Raw genomic sequence first — 15,915 nt, forward strand, 5'->3', positions numbered from 1 at the left:
GAATATGGTTGGTGTACTACTAATTTCGCATGGCAATCTGGGTTTGAGCCTGGCTGACTGTGCCCACCACGTGCTGGGCCGGGTGCCGGACAATCTGGCGATCATGGGCGTGGAAAAACACGACGACCCCGAGGCCAAGCGCCTCGAAGCCGAAGGCCTGATTGCACAGCTGGAACAAGGGGACGGCGTGGTAGTGCTGACCGATATGGTCGGTGGTACGCCCGCCAACATTACTGGCCGCCTGGTGCAAGCTGGACGGGTAGAAGCCGTAGCAGGGGTGAACCTGCCCATGCTGGTGCGCGCGCTGAGCTATAGCAGCCAGCCACTGGAAATCGTGGTCAGCAAGGCCATTACCGGGGGCCTGGAAGGGGTCTTCTATATGCTTCCGGAGGGAAAACATGCAAAAACAGCAAATTGAAATCATCAATAAATTGGGCCTGCACGCACGTGCTTCCAGTAAATTTACCCAGATATCCAGCCGCTTCAAGGCCGAAGTCTGGATCGCACGCAACGGTCGCCGCGTTAACGGCAAAAGCATCATGGGTGTGATGATGCTGGCCGCGGCAAAAGGCGCCACGGTCGAGCTGGAAACCAATGGGGAAGACGAAGAGCAGGCCATGGCGGCGTTGGTCGAACTGATCAACAACCGCTTCGACGAGGCGGAATAAACGCCCGCGATAATAAACAGGCAGGGGAGCAAGCATGAGTATCGTGTTGCACGGCGTACCGATCGGTGGCGGCGTTGCCATCGGCAGGGCACATTTGCTGTCGCAAAGCATGGACGACGTGGTGCATCTGGTGCTGGAAGACAGCGAGATTGCCGCGGAGCAGCAGCGTTTCGATAGCGCCGTGCGCGATACCCGCAAGCAGCTGGAGCTGCTGTGGGGCAGCATCCCCGAAAATGCCCCGGCCGAGCTGGGGGCATTTTTGTCTCTGCACATCATGTTGCTGTCCGATGTGACCATCTCGCGCGACCCGCGCGACCTGATCGACAGCCAGCGCTGCAACGCCGAATGGGCGCTGAAACTGCAGTGCGACACCCTGGTGGAGCAGTTTGACGCCATCGAGGAAGACTACCTGCGCGAGCGCAAGCACGACGTACTGCAGGTGGTGGAACGTATCTTCAAGAACCTTGCCGGCCACAGCACCGACTTGCAGTTTGTCGAGGATATGGACGAAGACGCCATCCTGGTGGCGCACGACCTGTCGCCGGCCGATATGGTGTATTTCAAGGATTCCAGCGTCGCCGCGTTTGTGACCGATGTGGGTGGCGCAACCAGCCACACCGCCATTCTGGGCCGCAGCCTGGACCTGCCGTCGGTTATCGCGCTGCACCACGCGCGCGAACTGATCCGCGAAGACGAGCTGATCGTGGTGGATGGCCAGCAAGGCGTGCTGATCATCAACCCCGAAGAAACGGTGCTGGCCGAATACCGCCGCCGCCAGCGTAACTGGATTGAGGCGCGACGCAAGCTGTCCAGCATCCGTAAGACCGATGCGCTAACGCAGGATGGTACGCCCATCGAGCTGTTGGCCAATATCGAGCTGCCGCAGGATGCGGCCAACGTGCTGGAATCCGGCGCGGTAGGCGTGGGGCTGTTCCGTAGCGAATTCCTGTTTCTGGGGCGCGACAGCTTGCCGTCGGAAGACGAGCAGTTTGCGGCCTACCGTGAGGTGGCCGAGGCCACGAATGGCGCCCCGGTTACGGTGCGTACCATGGATCTGGGCGCAGACAAAAACCCGCGCTGGCTCAACCACGGCGCTGCCGAAAACCCGGCGCTGGGCCTGACCGGTGTGCGGCTGTGCCTGGCCGAGCCGCTGATGTTCCGTGCCCAGCTGCGTGCGCTGCTGCGCGCTACCGTGTACGGCAAAATCCGCATTCTGTTCCCCATGATCAACGGCCTGGGTGAGCTGAAGCAGGCGCTGGCGCAGCTGGAGTACGCCAAAAAAGAGCTGCGCGAAGAGAACATCCCTTTCGCCGACAAGGTGGAAGTCGGGGCGATGATCGAAATCCCCTCTGCTGCGCTGGTAGTGGGCAGCTTTGTCAAATACGTGGACTTCCTGTCCATCGGCACCAACGACCTGATCCAGTACACGCTGGCGGTAGACCGCAATGATGACTCGGTAAGCCATCTGTACGACCCGGTTCACCCGGCGGTACTGAAGCTGATTTCCCATACCATCAAGACGGCCACCAAAGCCGGCGTGCAGGTATCGGTATGCGGCGAGATGGCGGGTGACGAGCGCCTGACCCGTTTGCTGCTGGGCATGGGGCTGCGCCGCTTCTCCATGCACCCGGCCAACCTGCTGGCGGTGAAGCAGAATGTACTCAATAGCCACCTTGATACGTTGGCTCCACAGGTTGCGCGTATCCTGCGCAGTGAAGACCCTGATAGAATCGCCGACTTATTGATACAACTGAATGCCGGGCCGGACGCCTGATCCGGCTTTTTTCTTTTCATGCTCATAGACGCCATCGATCTGACGGCCGTGCGCCGCGTATTGCTGATCAAGCTGCGCCACCACGGCGACGTGCTATTGTCCTCGCCGGTTTTGACGGCGCTGAAAACGCACGCCCCTCACGCCGAGATAGACGCGCTGGTGTACCACGACACGCGCGAGATGCTGTCCGGCCACCCGGCGTTGTCGCAGCTGCATACCATAGACCGGCAGTGGAAAAAGCTGGGCCCGCTGGGCCAGCTGCGTGCCGAATGGCAGCTGCTGTCGGCGCTGAAGTCGCGTCAGTACGATCTGGTCATCACGCTGACCGAGCATAATCGCGGTGCCTGGCTGGTGCGCTTGCTCAAGCCGCGCTGGTCGGTGGGCCCGCAGGGGCCGTATGGCCGTTTCTTCAAGAAAACCTTTACCCACCGCTATCTGCAGGTGCCGGGTAACCGCCGCCACACGGTAGAGGTGCATCTGGATGCCTTGCGCCGTATCGGTATTTACCCCGCGCCGGATGCCCGTGTCCTGACGCTACTACCGGGTGCCGAGGCGGAGGCCAGCCTGGCGGCCAAGTTGGCCGCAGCGGGCTTGGTGCCTGGCGGCTATGTGCTGGTACACCCCACCTCGCGCTGGTTATTCAAGAGCTGGCCGGCTGAAAAAATGGCCGAGCTGATCAACCAGCTCACGGCGCGCGGCGAGCAGATTTTGCTGACCGCGGCCCCTAGCCCGGACGAAATGGCCATGCTGGCGGACATTAGTGCACGGTTGCAGCGGCCGGTGGCCAGCCTGGCGGGCCAACTCAGCCTGAAAGAGCTGGCGGCGGCCATTGCCGCGGCGCGTTTGTATATCGGTGTGGATTCGGTGCCCATGCATATTGCCGCCGCGGTGCAAACACCTTGTGTGGCCTTGTTTGGCCCGTCCGGCGATATCGAATGGGGCCCGTGGCAGGTACCGCACCGTGTGGTGGCAGCCAACATGGCCTGCCGTCCCTGTGGTAACGCCGGTTGCGGTGGCAGCTGGCGCAGCGAATGCCTGGAAAAAATCAGCGTACAACAGGTGTTGGCCGCGGTAGACAGCTTGCAAGAGGCGCTGGCATGAAGCGCATTGCCATCATCCGCCAGAAATTCAACCCTGCAGGTGGTGCCGAGCGCGTCGTCAGCGCCATTTTGCGCCAGCTGCAAGGCCATGCGGCGCTGCATACCCTGCTGATCAACCGCAAGTGGGAAGCCGTGCCGGGCATCGAGGCGCATAGCGTCAACCCGTTCTATCTGGGCAGCGTGTGGCGCGACTGGGGCTTTGCCAGTGCGGCACGCCATTTGTGGCAGGCGCTGGATGCGGCCCTGGTGCTCTCGCACGAGCGCATTCCTGGCTGCCATGTGTACCGCGCGGACGACGGCGTGCATGCGGCCTGGCTGGACGTGCGCCGCCAGCGTGGTGGTATTGCCGCCCGCGTGGCCATGGCGCTGAACCCGTACCACCATTACATGCTGGCCATGGAACAGCGCATGTACCGCGACCCGGCGTTTCGCGGCGTGGTGTGTATCTCCGAGATGGTCAAACGCGACGTGATGCAGTACACCGGCTTGCCGGCCGAGCGTTGCCACGTGGTTTACAACGGCATCGATAGCGCGTTCTTCAACCCGCAGGATGCCCGTGCCCAGCGTGCTAGCTTGCGCCAGCAGTATGGTTTAAGCGCGGACGCACCGGTATTGCTGTACGTTGGCTCCGGTTTCGAGCGCAAAGGGCTGGCACAGGCGTTGCACGCCATCGTGCCGCACCCGGCGGTGCAGCTGGTGGTAGTGGGCAGCGACAAGAAAAGCCGGCACTACCAGGCTTTGGCCAGCCAGCTGGGCGTGGCCGGGCGCGTGCACTTCGCCGGTGCGCAACGCGATGTGCGCAGTTACTACGGCATGGCTGATGGCTTCATCCTGCCGTCCATTTATGAGCCATTTGGCCTGGTGGTGGCCGAGGCGATGGCTTGCGGCCTGACGGTACTCACCAGTACGCGTTGTGGCGGAGGCGAGCTGCTGCAGCCGGGGCAAACCGGCTGGTTGGCTGCACCGGATGACAGGGCCGCGTGGCAGCACAATGTGGGGCAATGGTTGGCCGCACGCGCCAGTTGGCCGCAGCGGGGCGAGCAAGCGCGCCAAGCTGTATTGCCCTATACCGAGCAGCGCATGGTCGGGCAGATGCTGACCCTGTTCGCCGCCTTGCTGCCTGACGCGGAGGGGCTGGCATGAAAGGGCGCTTCCCCGGCCGGGTGCTGATTTTTGCGACCTTGTTGTTCCGTTTGCCGTGGCAGTGGCTACGTCGCAAACCACCGTTGCAGAGCGTGCAGCGCATTCTGGTGCTGCACCAGTTTTTGCTGGGCGATGCCCTGATGGCCACCAGCCTGCTGGCCAAGCTGCGCGAGCGTTTCCCCGCCGCCGACATCGTGCTGGCCTGCCCGCCCTTGCAGGCCGGGCTGTACGATAGCCAGCCCTATGGCATCCGTGCCATGCCGTGGCACCCGCGCGATTTTTCCAGCATCCGCCGCCTGTTTGCCCTGCCGCGTGTCGACATGGTGTATTTGATGGGCGAAAACCGTCTGAGCTACCTGGCGCGTGCCATCGGTGCACGCTGGATTGTCGGCTTTGACGGCGAGGTACCGCATTACAAGAACTGGCTGGTAGACGAGCGCATCCCCTATGCCGATGCGCCGGAGGCGTGGACGGATACCGCCGCCAGGCTGGTAGAGGGCCCCGCACCCCAGCCATTCGACCTGGCATACTGGCCGCTGGGTGAGCAGCGTGTTCCTGCCCTGCCTGCACGATACGTGGTGCTGCATGTGGGCGCCAGCTCCCCCACACGCTACTGGCCGAGCGAATACTGGCAAAGCCTGGCGGCATCATTGCGCGAGCGAGGCTTGGCTGTGGTCTGGTCCGGCGGGCCAGGCGAGCATCACCTGATCGAGCGGGTTACCCCGCTGCCCCAGGATGTTGTTATCTCGGGCTCATTAACCCTGCCGCAGCTACGCGCTGTGTTGGCCGCAGCCCAGGCGTGCGTGTGCCCGGATACCGGTATTGCCCACCTGGCCAAAACCGCGGGTGTGCCGCTGGTCATGCTATTTGGCCCTGGCAGCGAAGAGCTGTTCGGCGCCAGCCATTTCTTTAGCCGGTATACCTGTCTGGGGGCGGGCCCGGCGCTGTTTCCCTGCCGCTTTCAGCGTAGCGTGCACCACCGCCCGGTGGATTGGGCTCTACGCTGCTTCCGGCCTGCGGGTGGGCAGCCGGGCGGCTGCAAGCAGGTGCAATGCATGGCGGCGGTACGGCCGGAGGCGGTGTTGCAATCCATTCTGACTGCAGGAAATTTCACATGAAGTCGCTTGCTCTGTGGCGTCAGCCGGGTTTCTGGGCGGTTCTGCTGGCCATTCTCTTTCTGGCTGTATCCAATATCTCCCACACGATTGCACTGCGTTACGTACTGCTGGCCGTTTTTCTGGTGTGGACTGTTGTCGAGAGACAGGTACTCTTGCGTACGCTCTCCAGTTGGCCTGTACCTACCTTGCTGTTAGGGAGCTTTTTACTGTATGCCCTGCTACACAGCGTGGTGTTATCCGGCTGGATGAGCATATCGCTGGCGGAATGGCGGAGCCAGTTGCTAATGGGCGGCCTGTGGTTTATCGCCGGTACGGTACTGTTTAGTCGCCAGCGCCCTTTGTCCATCCTGGATTGTGTGGTGACTGCCGGGCTTTTGCTGGTAGCCGCAGAAGTACTCATGGCCGTGCGTTACTACTACCAGCATGGTGTATGGCCGTATATGGAAGTTTTCACTACCGCGACCAAGCTGGAGTTCACGTTTTTTGTGAACTTTGCCATGGCATTTGTTGCCGTACTGGCCGGATTTGGCAAGGGCAGGACCCGCTTTCCGCTATGGAGCTTGCTTGCCATTGGTGCTTTGATGTTTTTTGCCAGTTTTCACGCTGGGGCACGCAATGGCCTGATCGGTTTGAGCTATCTGGTCTTATCGTTTACCTTGATCTATGTGCTGACGCATCGTCAGCACTTGTCTCGTACCCGGCTATTGGTTTTACTGTTGCTGGTGGGTGTCGGGATGGCCGGTTTCGTCTCCAAAGCGGTGCAGAAAGATGCCCGTAACCAGATATTTTTGCAATCTGCGACCATCGCCTGGCAAGACAGAGATGGCTTGGGGTGGCTGCGTATGGGGCCTTACCCCAAGCTAGACGATGGTCGGGAAGTGGATGTTTCTGCCTATGAGCGCGTAGCGTGGATACGCGCTGGTCTGGATCTGGTGGCGGAAAGACCGATGGGCTACGGCTATGACCGCAGGGCGTTTACCCAGGCACTTTTTGCCGTGGGTAAGCCCAACCAGATTGGCCATAGCCACAGCGGTTTTATCGATCTGGGTGTCGGGCTCGGAGTGCCGGGTGTCCTGTTATGGTTATCTTTCTGTCTGAGTCTGATTGTGATCGGTTTCAAAGCTTTTGTTCTGCGTCGTGACGTGGCCGGCCTGGCGTTGATGCTGGTGACCTGTGGCTTTCTCGGGCGCATGGTGCTGGAGAGCGTCAGCAAGGATCATATGCTGCACATCTTCCTGTTTACGGTAGCGGCACTACTGGCATGGATGCATCAGAACCCAGCGGATAAGTCACATGTCTAGTTACGTGCTTTTCACCGAATCCTCCCCCAATGTCGGCGGGCAGGAACTGCAGCTGATGCAGCAAATGCGCCAGCTGGCGCAGCTCGGGTATCTGCCGGTACTGGCTTGCAGGCCTGGCACCCGCGTGGCAGCGGTGGCGCAAGAGCAGGGCTTGCAAGTGCTGCCTGTGCGTTTCCGTAACAGTGTGCATCTGCCATCTATTGCCATTCTGCGCCGCTGGATCGCCACCTACCGCCCAGGGCTGGCTGTTTGCCATAGCGGGCACGATAGCAATAACCTGGCCATCGCCGCGCGCCTGGTACGGCACCGGCCTTTCCTGTTGCGATCGCGGACCTATCAGCCGGGCAAAGCCTCGGCATGGTCGTATAACCAGCTGGTAGATGCCACCATGCTGCCTAGCCAGTACCTGCGTGATGCACTGCTACAGAACCCGGCGATACACGCCGACCGTTTGCACGTGGTGTACCCCGGTATCGACTTTGAGCGTATCGACAGCGATGCCCACGCCGCGTTGCCTGCGCCAGTACAGCATTGGCTGGACGAACACCCCGGCCCGCTGATGGTGCAGGCTGCCATGCTGCGTGGCGAGAAAGGGCACCAGACGATCTTGCAAGCCATGGCCTTGTTGGTGGCACGTTGGCCGCAACTGCGCTATGTGATCGCGGGTGAAGGCCCGGAACTTGCCCGTTTACAATCTGAAATCACCCGTCTTGGGCTGACGCAGCACGTGTTGCTGGCCGGTATGGTGCAGCCTGTTGCCGCCTTGCTGGCCAGGGCGGACCTGGTGCTGATGCCATCCAGCTACGAGCCCCTGGGCATGTCGCAGATTGAAGCCCTGGGTCTGGGTATCCCGGTGCTGGCCAGCCGTACCGGCGGGATACCGGAAACCATTACCGACGGGCAAACCGGCTACTTGCTGCCACCGGGTGATGTACCAGCCTGGGCCAAGGCCATAGCCGAAGCCTTGCAACAGCCTGAGCAGATGCAGCATCTGGCACAGGCGGGTTGTCAGGACGTGCGTCACCGCTTTTCACCTCATACCAATACCGCCCGCCTGCTGGCGCTGGCCGGGTTGGCCGCTACTGCTGCGAAAGTGCCATGAACGATTCATTCAAACACAGCTGGCAGGTGTATCGCCGGCTGCTTGCCTATATCCAGCGTTACTGGAAAGTCCTGATCCTGTCGCTGATTTCCATGACCATCGCGGCCTTGACCGAGGCAGCGTTCGCGCGCCTGCTCAAGCCGCTGATCGATGGCGGTTTTGTCAGCAAAGATCCGGATACCATCCGCTGGGTGCCGCTGGCCATCATCGGCGTATTCATGCTGCGTGGTTTGACCAGCTTTATCAACGAATACACCGCCAGCTGGCTGACAGGCCGCCTGGTGCAGACGCTGCGCGAAGAGATGTTTGCCAAACTCTTGCGCTTGCCGGTGAGTTTTTACGACGAGAGCCAGTCCGGGCGGCTGATTTCGCGTATTGCCAACGACGTGAACCAGGTAACGGAAGCCGGCTTTAACGTGATTACCGTGGCGGTAAAGGACGGTGTCACCACGCTGGGCTTGCTGGCGCTGCTGCTGTATACCGACTGGCAGCTCACGCTGATCTGCTTTGTGGTAATGCCCGCCGTAACCGCCTGCATGCATTTTGTCGGCAAACGTTTGCGTGGCTTGGCGCGCGAAAACCAGCTGCGCATGGCGCAGATGACGCAAGTGGTAAGTGAAAGCATCGATTGCCAGAAAGTGGTCAAGATTTACGGTGGCGAAAGCTATGAGATTGGCCGTTTTCACGAGGCGGCCGATGCGCTGCGCCGTAACCAGGTCAAGCAGAGCGCGGCAAGCTCGGCCAATACCGGCGTGACCCAGCTGATGATTGCCTGTGCCTTGGCGGCTATTTTGTACTTTGCCGCTTTGCGCGCGCAGCATGGTGATTTCAGTGCGGGGGATTTCATGTCTTTCCTCACCGCCATGATGTTGCTGTTTGCCCCGATCAAGCGCATCACCGGTATCTCGCAGGCGCTGCAGCGTGGCTTGGCCGCAGCCGAAACCATTTTCCAGTTCCTGGATGAGCCGGAAGAGAAAAATGCCGGCGCGGCCATGTTGCACAAGACGCGTGGCGAGCTGGAGATGGTGAACCTGTCGTTCAGCTACCCGGGTGTGGAGAAGCGCGCCTTGCAAGGGATCAGTCTGGCGATCCGGGCTGGCGAAACCGTTGCATTGGTGGGCTCATCCGGCTCGGGTAAAACCACACTGGCTAGCCTGGTGCCGCGTTTTTACGAACCCGATAGTGGCCAGCTGCTACTGGATGGCAAGCCGCTATCTGACTACGCGCTGCCAGCGCTGCGCCAGCAGATTGCCCTGGTGAGCCAGGACGTCGTGCTGTTCAATGATACGGTTGCGGCCAACATTGCTTACGGTGCCTTGAATCAGGTGAGTCGCGAGCAACTTGTCGAGGCGGCCCGCGCGGCCAATGCGCTGGACTTTATCGAGGCGCTACCGCAGGGATTTGATACCGAGATAGGCGAGAACGGCACCCGCCTGTCGGGTGGGCAGCGTCAGCGCTTGGCCATTGCCAGAGCCTTGTTGAAAAACGCACCCTTGCTGATTCTGGACGAGGCGACGTCGGCACTGGACACCGAGTCCGAACGTCTGGTGCAGGCTGCATTGGATAACCTGATGAAAAACCGCACCACGCTGGTGATTGCACACCGCCTGTCTACGGTTGAGCAGGCTGACCGTATCGTGGTGATGCATCAGGGCGAGATCGTCGAGTCGGGGACGCATCAGTCGCTACTGGCGGCGGAAGGGTTTTATGCCAGGCTGCATAGCATGCAATTTACCGAGTAGCTTGATCGGTGATGAAGTAAACCGCAGCCTGGTGCTGCGGTTTTTTATTGCGCATGATTATTGAATTTGCCATGTGGCTTGAATCATTTTCATCAATAGAAACAACCGCATGGCCTGATGTGAAAAATGCATTGACATGCATAAAAGCACTTTTCTAAGCTGCCTCATTCCATTCATTCGGCATTGCAGCTGTGTTGGCGCAGCCGGTTGGACGCGGAGGTGCTATGTCCAGGACACAAAACGGAATAGGCTTGCTGGAACTATTGCTGGTCATAGCGCTGCTGCTTTTGCTATGGACTTGGTCTGCTGCGCCGTATGCCCGTTTCCAGGAGCAGCAGGCACTGGATACTCAGCTATCGCGTATTGCCTCCGGCTTGATGCGGGTGCGCAGCGAGGCTATTACCCGCAATACGTCGGTGCATATCTGTGTCGCCAACCTGAAAGCTAACCTGGATGTGCAGGGCTGTCAGGCGGTGGCGAAAACCGCCAATGGTTACCCGCTGGCCGAGGGCGTGCTGTTTTTTGCCGATAAGGCTGGTGGCGTGGCCGGTGCGTACGATAGCAAGGAAGCGCTGGATGTCCTGACTTTGCCTCCGGGTATACAGGTAGAGCTCTCCAGCAGCGTGGATCGTTACCGTATACGGCCTAGTGGCGTGCTTTCAATTCCCGCTGGGGTCAGCTATACCGCACGCGGCAAGGGTAGTGGCTTATGTCGGCGTTTGCAGGTGGGGGCAACAGGTTTTCGCCAAGTGAGTGACTGCTGATGTCTAGCCGTGGTTTTACTCTGCTGGAACTGATGATGGCGTTGGCCATTGCCACCATTCTGACCATGTTGGCCGCATGGCTGTATCGGGACGAACAAGTACGCGCTGACCGGGCGGCCGTGGCGGCACTGCTGCAGCATGATGCTGTCTTTCTGGAGGCATACTATAGCCGGCAGGGCGGTTACAAAGAAACCGCGTCTCGCTGGCCAGATTTGCCGTATACGCAGTATCCGGTGCAGGGCGCTGCGCGTTATACAATCGGCTTTGCTGCTACGGCACGGAATACCGATAACGGTTACTTTGTCTTGCGCGCTACGGCAACAGATGTGCAGCTAGGCTATGTGGAGCTGACACAGACCGGCATCATGAAGTACTGCGTACCCGAAGGCAGCAAGGAGCGCTGCCGCTTGGCCTAACTCAGGCCTGGTACATAAACAGTGGTTCATAAGGCGCCAGAGCCTGCCCTTCTGCACAGATCGTGTGCCACGACCCTTGGCCAGCCAACTGCGGTGCCAGTTCACGTGCCAGCTTGCAATAAGCCGGGATATCACGCAGGTAGGCCAGCGTCTGCAGCAGCAGCATCTTGGCTTCCAGGTTATCCGGCTCATAGCGCAGCGTATGGCTTAGCACCTGCAGGGCTTCGCGGCGTTTGCCGTAAGCAAGAAAGACTTCGGCTTCGCCAATCGGGTCAATCAGTCTTTCGCGTGGCGACACATAGCGCAAAGGGGTATGGCTAAGCAGACCCATTTCCTGGCTGGTCTGCACTTTATCGGCAAGTTTTTTGACAAGGCCTAGCATAGCAATCTCCTGAGCGATTGCGGCTATTGTCCGGCCTTTGTCCGATGCTGCCTATTCGTAGAAATTCGTAGTATTTATACGCAGCTACTTGGCGATGAAGCGGCTATGCAGTGTGGCGTGAAGTACCGTCTCCGGTAGCGTTGCGACAATGGCATGACCCAATTCGCGCATCAGCACGAAGCGGATGGCACCATCGCTCACTTTTTTGTCATGACTCATATGCTCCAGCCAGGCGCTATAGCCCAGGTTCGGGCTGATGGTAGGCAAGCCCGCCGCGAGCAGCAAGGCTTCGATGCGGCCAACTTCGCTGTCGTTCAGATAGCCCAGTTGGCGGGAGGCTTCCGCCGCCAGCATCATGCCGGCGGCTACTGCTTCACCGTGTAGCCAGGTGCCAAACCCCAAGCCGGCTTCGATAGCATGGCCAAAGGTATGACCCAGGTTCAGCAAGGCACGTACGCCGCTTTCGCGCTCGTCCTGGCTCACGATATCTGCCTTCATGGCACAGCAGCGGCGTACCGCCTCGGCCAGTACGGTTTTATCCTTGGCGCGTAGCGCAGCCATGTGTTCTTCCAGCCAGCCGATAAAGCTGGCATCGCCCAGCAAGCTGTACTTGATCACTTCGGCCAAACCAGCAGACAGCTCACGCTCCGGCAGGGTATCCAGCAACATCATGTCGGCGATAACAGCTTTTGGCTGATAAAACGCGCCAATCATGTTCTTGCCCTGCGGGTGGTTGATGGCCGTTTTGCCACCAACTGACGAGTCCACTTGCGAGAGCAGGGTAGTGGGTACCTGGATGAATGGCACGCCACGCTGGTAGCAAGCGGCAGCAAACCCCACCATATCGCCAATCACGCCACCGCCCAGGGCAATCAGCGTAGTGCTACGCTCGCATTTGTTGCTCAGCAAGGCATCAAAAATCAGGTTCAGGATTTCCCAGGTTTTGAAGTCTTCGCCGTCGGGCAGGGTAACCGTGAGGATACTGACACCATGCTGTTCCAACGCTGTTTTCAGCGGCTCCAGATAGAGGGGGGCGACGGTGGTATTACTGATGATCACCGCCTTTTTCTGCTTCAGGTAGGGCAGTAGCAGTTCGGCATTACCCAGGATGTGCTGGCCGATATAAATGGGGTAGCTAGTGTCTGGCAGAGAAAGGTTGAGCGTGATCATGGCTTTTTAGCGGGTTTTACTTTGAAGGGTGAGCAGCCGTTGTTCCAGCCGGTGGATGAGCACGTTCACGTTCTGGTGCGAGGTGTCTATCACGATGTCGGCGATTTCACGGTAGAGGGGGTCGCGTATGGCAAACAGCTCTTCAAGCTTGCTGCGAGGGTCCGCGGTTTGTAGCAGAGGGCGGCTCTTGTCATGCTGGGTGCGGGCCAGGATGTCATCTATCTGGGCGCGTAGATAAATCACGGTGCCATGCTTGCGCAATGCCTGGCGATTTTCCGGTGCCAGAATGGCACCACCGCCGGTCGCCAGCACGATGCCCTGCTGCTGGCACAGCTCGGCGATGGTATCGCGTTCGCGTTCGCGGAATTTCGGCTCGCCTTCGATATCAAAAATCGTGGTAATGCGCACGCCGGTACGACGCTCGATTTCATGGTCCGAGTCGTAGAAGGTTTTACCCGTGTGCCTTGCCAGTGTGCGGCCAACCGTGGTTTTGCCCGAGCCCATCAGGCCCACCAGAAAAAAATTGCCTGCCAGTTCCATGGCAGGCATTGTATCGGATGACTTCATAACGTGTCTGCTAGCTTAGCGGCTGATGAACTCATTCTCCACGATACGGGGCGTGATGAAAACCAGCAGTTCGCGGCGGTTGTTGGTATTGGAGCTGTTGCGGAACAGTGCCCCTACTACAGGCAGATCACCCAGAATGGGCACGCGGTTTTCTACGGTGTTTTGTTCCTGGATATAAATGCCACCAATCACTACGGTACCGCCATTTTCTACACGTACTTCGGTGTCGACGGTCTTGTTGTCGATGGCAGGGTTTTCACCTACTTTCAGCTTGGTGTTGGGCGTGTCTTTGGTGATATTCAGCTTCAGCACAATATCGTCTTCAGGTGTGACCTGTGGCGTGACAGACAAGCTCAGGTTGGCCTTCTTGAAGGTGGTGGACGATTTGCCATTGTCGTCTACAGTCTGGTAAGGAATCTCCGTCCCTTCCGTGATAGTGGCCTTCGTGCGGTCTGCTGTGAGAATGCGCGGGCTGGATACCACCTTGCCGCGGTCTTCTGCCTGCATGGCCGACAGTTCCAAGCCGATGATCGAGCTGGCGTTCCTGAAAATGGCGGCAATAGACGCGCCAGACAGCGACGATGGCAGGCTAACGTTCGGGTTGAAGGTCACATCACCACCAGGAATGCCGCCAAGGGGGATATTGGTGCCATTAGCTAGCGAACCGACAGAGGTATCGCCCCCGGCCCGGGTGTACTGTAGCCGTACGCCCAGGTCGCGCTGGAAGTTGTCTTTGGCCTCGACAATACGTGCCTCGATAAGCACTTGGCGTAGTGGCATATCCAGCGTCTGGATGACCTTGCGGATTTCCTCGATGACGGAAATGCGTTCGCGGATGATGATCTTGTTGGAGCGCGGGTCAACCAGAATGGCGGCCTTGGTGCTATTGCTGGTGCTGCTGCTACCCTGTGCCGAGGTGCTGCTTTCACTGTAGAAACCGGCCAGGTCTTTTAGCGCCTCGCGGATTTCCTCTGCGGCGCGGTATTTGATCTGGAAGGTTTCGGTAATGATGGGCTCATTCGTCGTACGCTGCTTTTGCGATTCGGCAGCCTGGCGTTCTATTGCCAGCAACTCTTCACGCGGGGCGATACGTACTACGTTACCAACCTGGCGCTTTTCCAGGTTTTTCTGTGCCAGGATCAGGTCCAGCGCTTGGTCCCATGGCACATCTTTCAAGCGCAGCGTCAGGGTACCGTTGACCGAGTCACTGGTGATGATGTTCATGCCGGTAAATTCGGCGATGACTTGCAGCAGCGAGCGGACTTCCACATTCTGGAAGTTCAGCGACAGTTTTTCCCCTTTGTAGTTGGCCTTGCCCTGCGCCAGTAGCGCGGCTTCTACTTCTTCTGCGGAGCTCTTGCGGATTTCTACTACCAGGCGCTTCTCGGTCTGGTAGGACGAGTAGGCCCAGTCGCCTTCGGATTGCACGGCAATACGGCTGCCACTGCCCTGGTTTGTCGCATCGATACGCCGTGCTGGGGTAGCAAAGTCAGTAACATCCAGGCGGCGTTCCAGATGGCGGGGTACTTTCACCCCTGCCAGGTCGATGATGACGGATTTACCTTCCCGCTTGATATCAACAGGCGTATTGGCACTGTTCAGGTCGATCAGAATGCGTGCTTCGCCGTTGTCACCGCGTTTGAAGTCAACATTCTGTACTACGCCATTGGGTGCAATGGCGTGTGGTGCAGCGGCTACGACAGGGGGCAGGATCTCGGTCGGGGTTTCGGTGCGACTAACGGCGGCACTTTGCGTATTGGCGTTACTGGGGCCATTCAGGGTGATGAGTAGCTTGTTGTCCTGTACTGCGCTGGTGTAAGCGGTAGATTTGCTCAGGTTTAGTACCAGGCGTGCTTTGCCCTGGCCTTCTACCAGCGTGGCTGTGTTGAGCAGGCTGGCGGCAAACGGTAGCTGGTTTTTGCCTGTGAGATTGCGCGTGTCGGGAAAGTCAAAGGCGACACGTGGCGGATTCGAAATGGCAAAACTATTGGGTGCGGTCGGCAGGGCGGTATTGAATGTCAGCGACAGAACCTGCTGGTCCTGGCTGTTTTTGATCAGCTCGATAGCCGTAATGCCATTGGCCGCCCATACGGCCTGAGTGAGGCCAGCAAGCAACATGGTACAAGCGAGATGCGTCAGGGTCATTGTTTTCATGGTGTTTTTCCTTGTTCCTGAAGCAGGTAGAGGCTGTTGTCCTGTTTTACCCACTCGCCGTTCACATCCTCGACTGTTTCTTCCAGTTTGATTTCGGTTTCTGCCACGGAGCGCACGATACCGTAGTTGGGGCCGATAAAGCTGCCTACGCGGATACGGTAGATACCCCCTTCCGGGGTCTGGATCAGTCCTAGCCGTTCCGATTTCAGCAGCATGGTGCCGACCAGTTTGAGCTTGTCCAGCTCGTAATTCTCCAGTATCTCGCGCGGTCTGCCGGTATCCGGCAGGTTGCCGGCTGTATTCTTTCTCGCGACTTGCAGGCGGTTGGTTTCAAATGGAGAAACCAGGTCCTGCCCACGGTACTGGTAAGGCTTGTATGGCTCGATCTGCGGGAGCGGCTCCACCTGGCCGTGCAGGCCAGTACCAGCCTGCTGCATCCATTGCTCCAGATCGTCTTGTTCGGTAAAGCTGCAGCCTGCCAGCAGGAACAGCAGCGGAATAAGTCGCGTCATGA

General features: G+C 59.0%; 17 protein-coding genes. 11 read left to right on the top strand and 6 right to left on the bottom strand.

Translation table 11 applies throughout. The features are described from left to right. Nucleotides 1–4: 4 nt before the first annotated feature. From LCH97_RS14730 to msbA, 9 genes are read left to right on the top strand one after another with little or no spacing between them, the layout of a single operon-like run. A complete protein-coding gene (locus tag LCH97_RS14730; RefSeq protein WP_017508631.1) occupies nt 5–418 on the top strand; it encodes a PTS sugar transporter subunit IIA in 414 nt (137 codons plus the stop codon). Further along, nucleotides 399–668 carry an HPr family phosphocarrier protein gene (locus LCH97_RS14735; protein WP_017508632.1) on the top strand — a complete coding sequence of 90 codons (270 nt, stop codon included), beginning with the start codon at nt 399–401 and terminating at the stop codon, nt 666–668. Before LCH97_RS14730 ends, LCH97_RS14735 begins: the two co-directional genes overlap by 20 nt. A gap of 34 nt (nt 669–702) precedes the next feature. Then, nucleotides 703–2,442 carry a phosphoenolpyruvate--protein phosphotransferase gene (ptsP, locus tag LCH97_RS14740; protein ID WP_227302345.1) on the top strand — a complete coding sequence of 580 codons (1,740 nt, stop codon included), beginning with the start codon at nt 703–705 and terminating at the stop codon, nt 2,440–2,442. Nucleotides 2,443–2,460: 18 nt separating this feature from the next. Further along, complete coding sequence (gene rfaQ / locus LCH97_RS14745; RefSeq protein WP_227302346.1) at nt 2,461–3,543, top strand: putative lipopolysaccharide heptosyltransferase III; 1,083 nt, start codon at nt 2,461–2,463, stop codon at nt 3,541–3,543. Beyond that, the gene (locus tag LCH97_RS14750) at nt 3,540–4,685 is read left to right on the top strand and encodes a glycosyltransferase family 4 protein (protein WP_227302347.1); all 1,146 of its coding nucleotides are present in this window, start codon (nt 3,540–3,542) and stop codon (nt 4,683–4,685) included. Before rfaQ ends, LCH97_RS14750 begins: the two co-directional genes overlap by 4 nt. After that, nucleotides 4,682–5,803 (top strand): glycosyltransferase family 9 protein, encoded by a 1,122-nt coding sequence (locus tag LCH97_RS14755; RefSeq protein WP_227302348.1) that lies wholly within the window; start codon nt 4,682–4,684, stop codon nt 5,801–5,803. Before LCH97_RS14750 ends, LCH97_RS14755 begins: the two co-directional genes overlap by 4 nt. Continuing rightward, nucleotides 5,800–7,104 (top strand): O-antigen ligase, encoded by a 1,305-nt coding sequence (locus tag LCH97_RS14760; RefSeq protein ID WP_227302349.1) that lies wholly within the window; start codon nt 5,800–5,802, stop codon nt 7,102–7,104. The genes LCH97_RS14755 and LCH97_RS14760 overlap by 4 nt, the downstream gene beginning before the upstream one ends. Then, the gene (locus LCH97_RS14765; RefSeq protein WP_227302350.1) at nt 7,097–8,206 is read left to right on the top strand and encodes a glycosyltransferase family 4 protein; all 1,110 of its coding nucleotides are present in this window, start codon (nt 7,097–7,099) and stop codon (nt 8,204–8,206) included. Before LCH97_RS14760 ends, LCH97_RS14765 begins: the two co-directional genes overlap by 8 nt. Beyond that, nucleotides 8,203–9,948: a lipid A export permease/ATP-binding protein MsbA gene (gene msbA, locus LCH97_RS14770; protein WP_227302351.1), complete on the top strand. Its 1,746-nt coding sequence runs from the start codon at nt 8,203–8,205 to the stop codon at nt 9,946–9,948. The genes LCH97_RS14765 and msbA overlap by 4 nt, the downstream gene beginning before the upstream one ends. On the opposite strand, the gene LCH97_RS14775 is transcribed toward msbA, so the two are convergent. Continuing rightward, nucleotides 9,938–10,090, bottom strand: a complete 153-nt coding sequence (locus tag LCH97_RS14775) for a hypothetical protein (protein WP_227302352.1) — start codon at nt 10,088–10,090, stop codon at nt 9,938–9,940. The two genes, msbA and LCH97_RS14775, sit on opposite strands and share 11 nt — an antisense overlap. Before the next feature lie 82 nt (nt 10,091–10,172). On the opposite strand from LCH97_RS14775, the gene LCH97_RS14780 reads away from it, so the two are divergent. Both LCH97_RS14780 and LCH97_RS14785 read left to right on the top strand, forming a co-directional pair. Further along, nucleotides 10,173–10,712 (top strand): GspH/FimT family pseudopilin, encoded by a 540-nt coding sequence (locus tag LCH97_RS14780; protein ID WP_227302353.1) that lies wholly within the window; start codon nt 10,173–10,175, stop codon nt 10,710–10,712. Further along, nucleotides 10,712–11,128 carry a type IV pilin protein gene (locus LCH97_RS14785; protein WP_227302354.1) on the top strand — a complete coding sequence of 139 codons (417 nt, stop codon included), beginning with the start codon at nt 10,712–10,714 and terminating at the stop codon, nt 11,126–11,128. Before LCH97_RS14780 ends, LCH97_RS14785 begins: the two co-directional genes overlap by 1 nt. Nucleotide 11,129: 1 nt before the next feature. Here LCH97_RS14785 and LCH97_RS14790 read toward each other — a convergent pair whose 3' ends face one another. From LCH97_RS14790 to LCH97_RS14810, 5 genes are all read right to left on the bottom strand, one after another. After that, complete coding sequence (locus LCH97_RS14790; protein WP_227302355.1) at nt 11,130–11,510, bottom strand: FimV family protein; 381 nt, start codon at nt 11,508–11,510, stop codon at nt 11,130–11,132. 84 nt (nt 11,511–11,594) lie between these two features. Beyond that, nucleotides 11,595–12,680 (bottom strand): 3-dehydroquinate synthase, encoded by a 1,086-nt coding sequence (aroB, locus tag LCH97_RS14795; protein WP_227302356.1) that lies wholly within the window; start codon nt 12,678–12,680, stop codon nt 11,595–11,597. 6 nt (nt 12,681–12,686) lie between these two features. Further along, nucleotides 12,687–13,229: a shikimate kinase AroK gene (gene aroK / locus LCH97_RS14800; protein ID WP_227305381.1), complete on the bottom strand. Its 543-nt coding sequence runs from the start codon at nt 13,227–13,229 to the stop codon at nt 12,687–12,689. Nucleotides 13,230–13,262: 33 nt separating this feature from the next. After that, complete coding sequence (gene pilQ, locus LCH97_RS14805) at nt 13,263–15,401, bottom strand: type IV pilus secretin family protein (protein ID WP_227302357.1); 2,139 nt, start codon at nt 15,399–15,401, stop codon at nt 13,263–13,265. Next, nucleotides 15,398–15,913: a pilus assembly protein PilP gene (locus tag LCH97_RS14810; protein ID WP_227302358.1), complete on the bottom strand. Its 516-nt coding sequence runs from the start codon at nt 15,911–15,913 to the stop codon at nt 15,398–15,400. Before LCH97_RS14810 ends, pilQ begins: the two co-directional genes overlap by 4 nt. Between the last annotated feature and the right edge of the window lie 2 nt (nt 15,914–15,915).

Source organism: Vogesella sp. XCS3, assembly GCF_020616155.1.
Classification (GTDB): domain Bacteria; phylum Pseudomonadota; class Gammaproteobacteria; order Burkholderiales; family Chromobacteriaceae; genus Vogesella.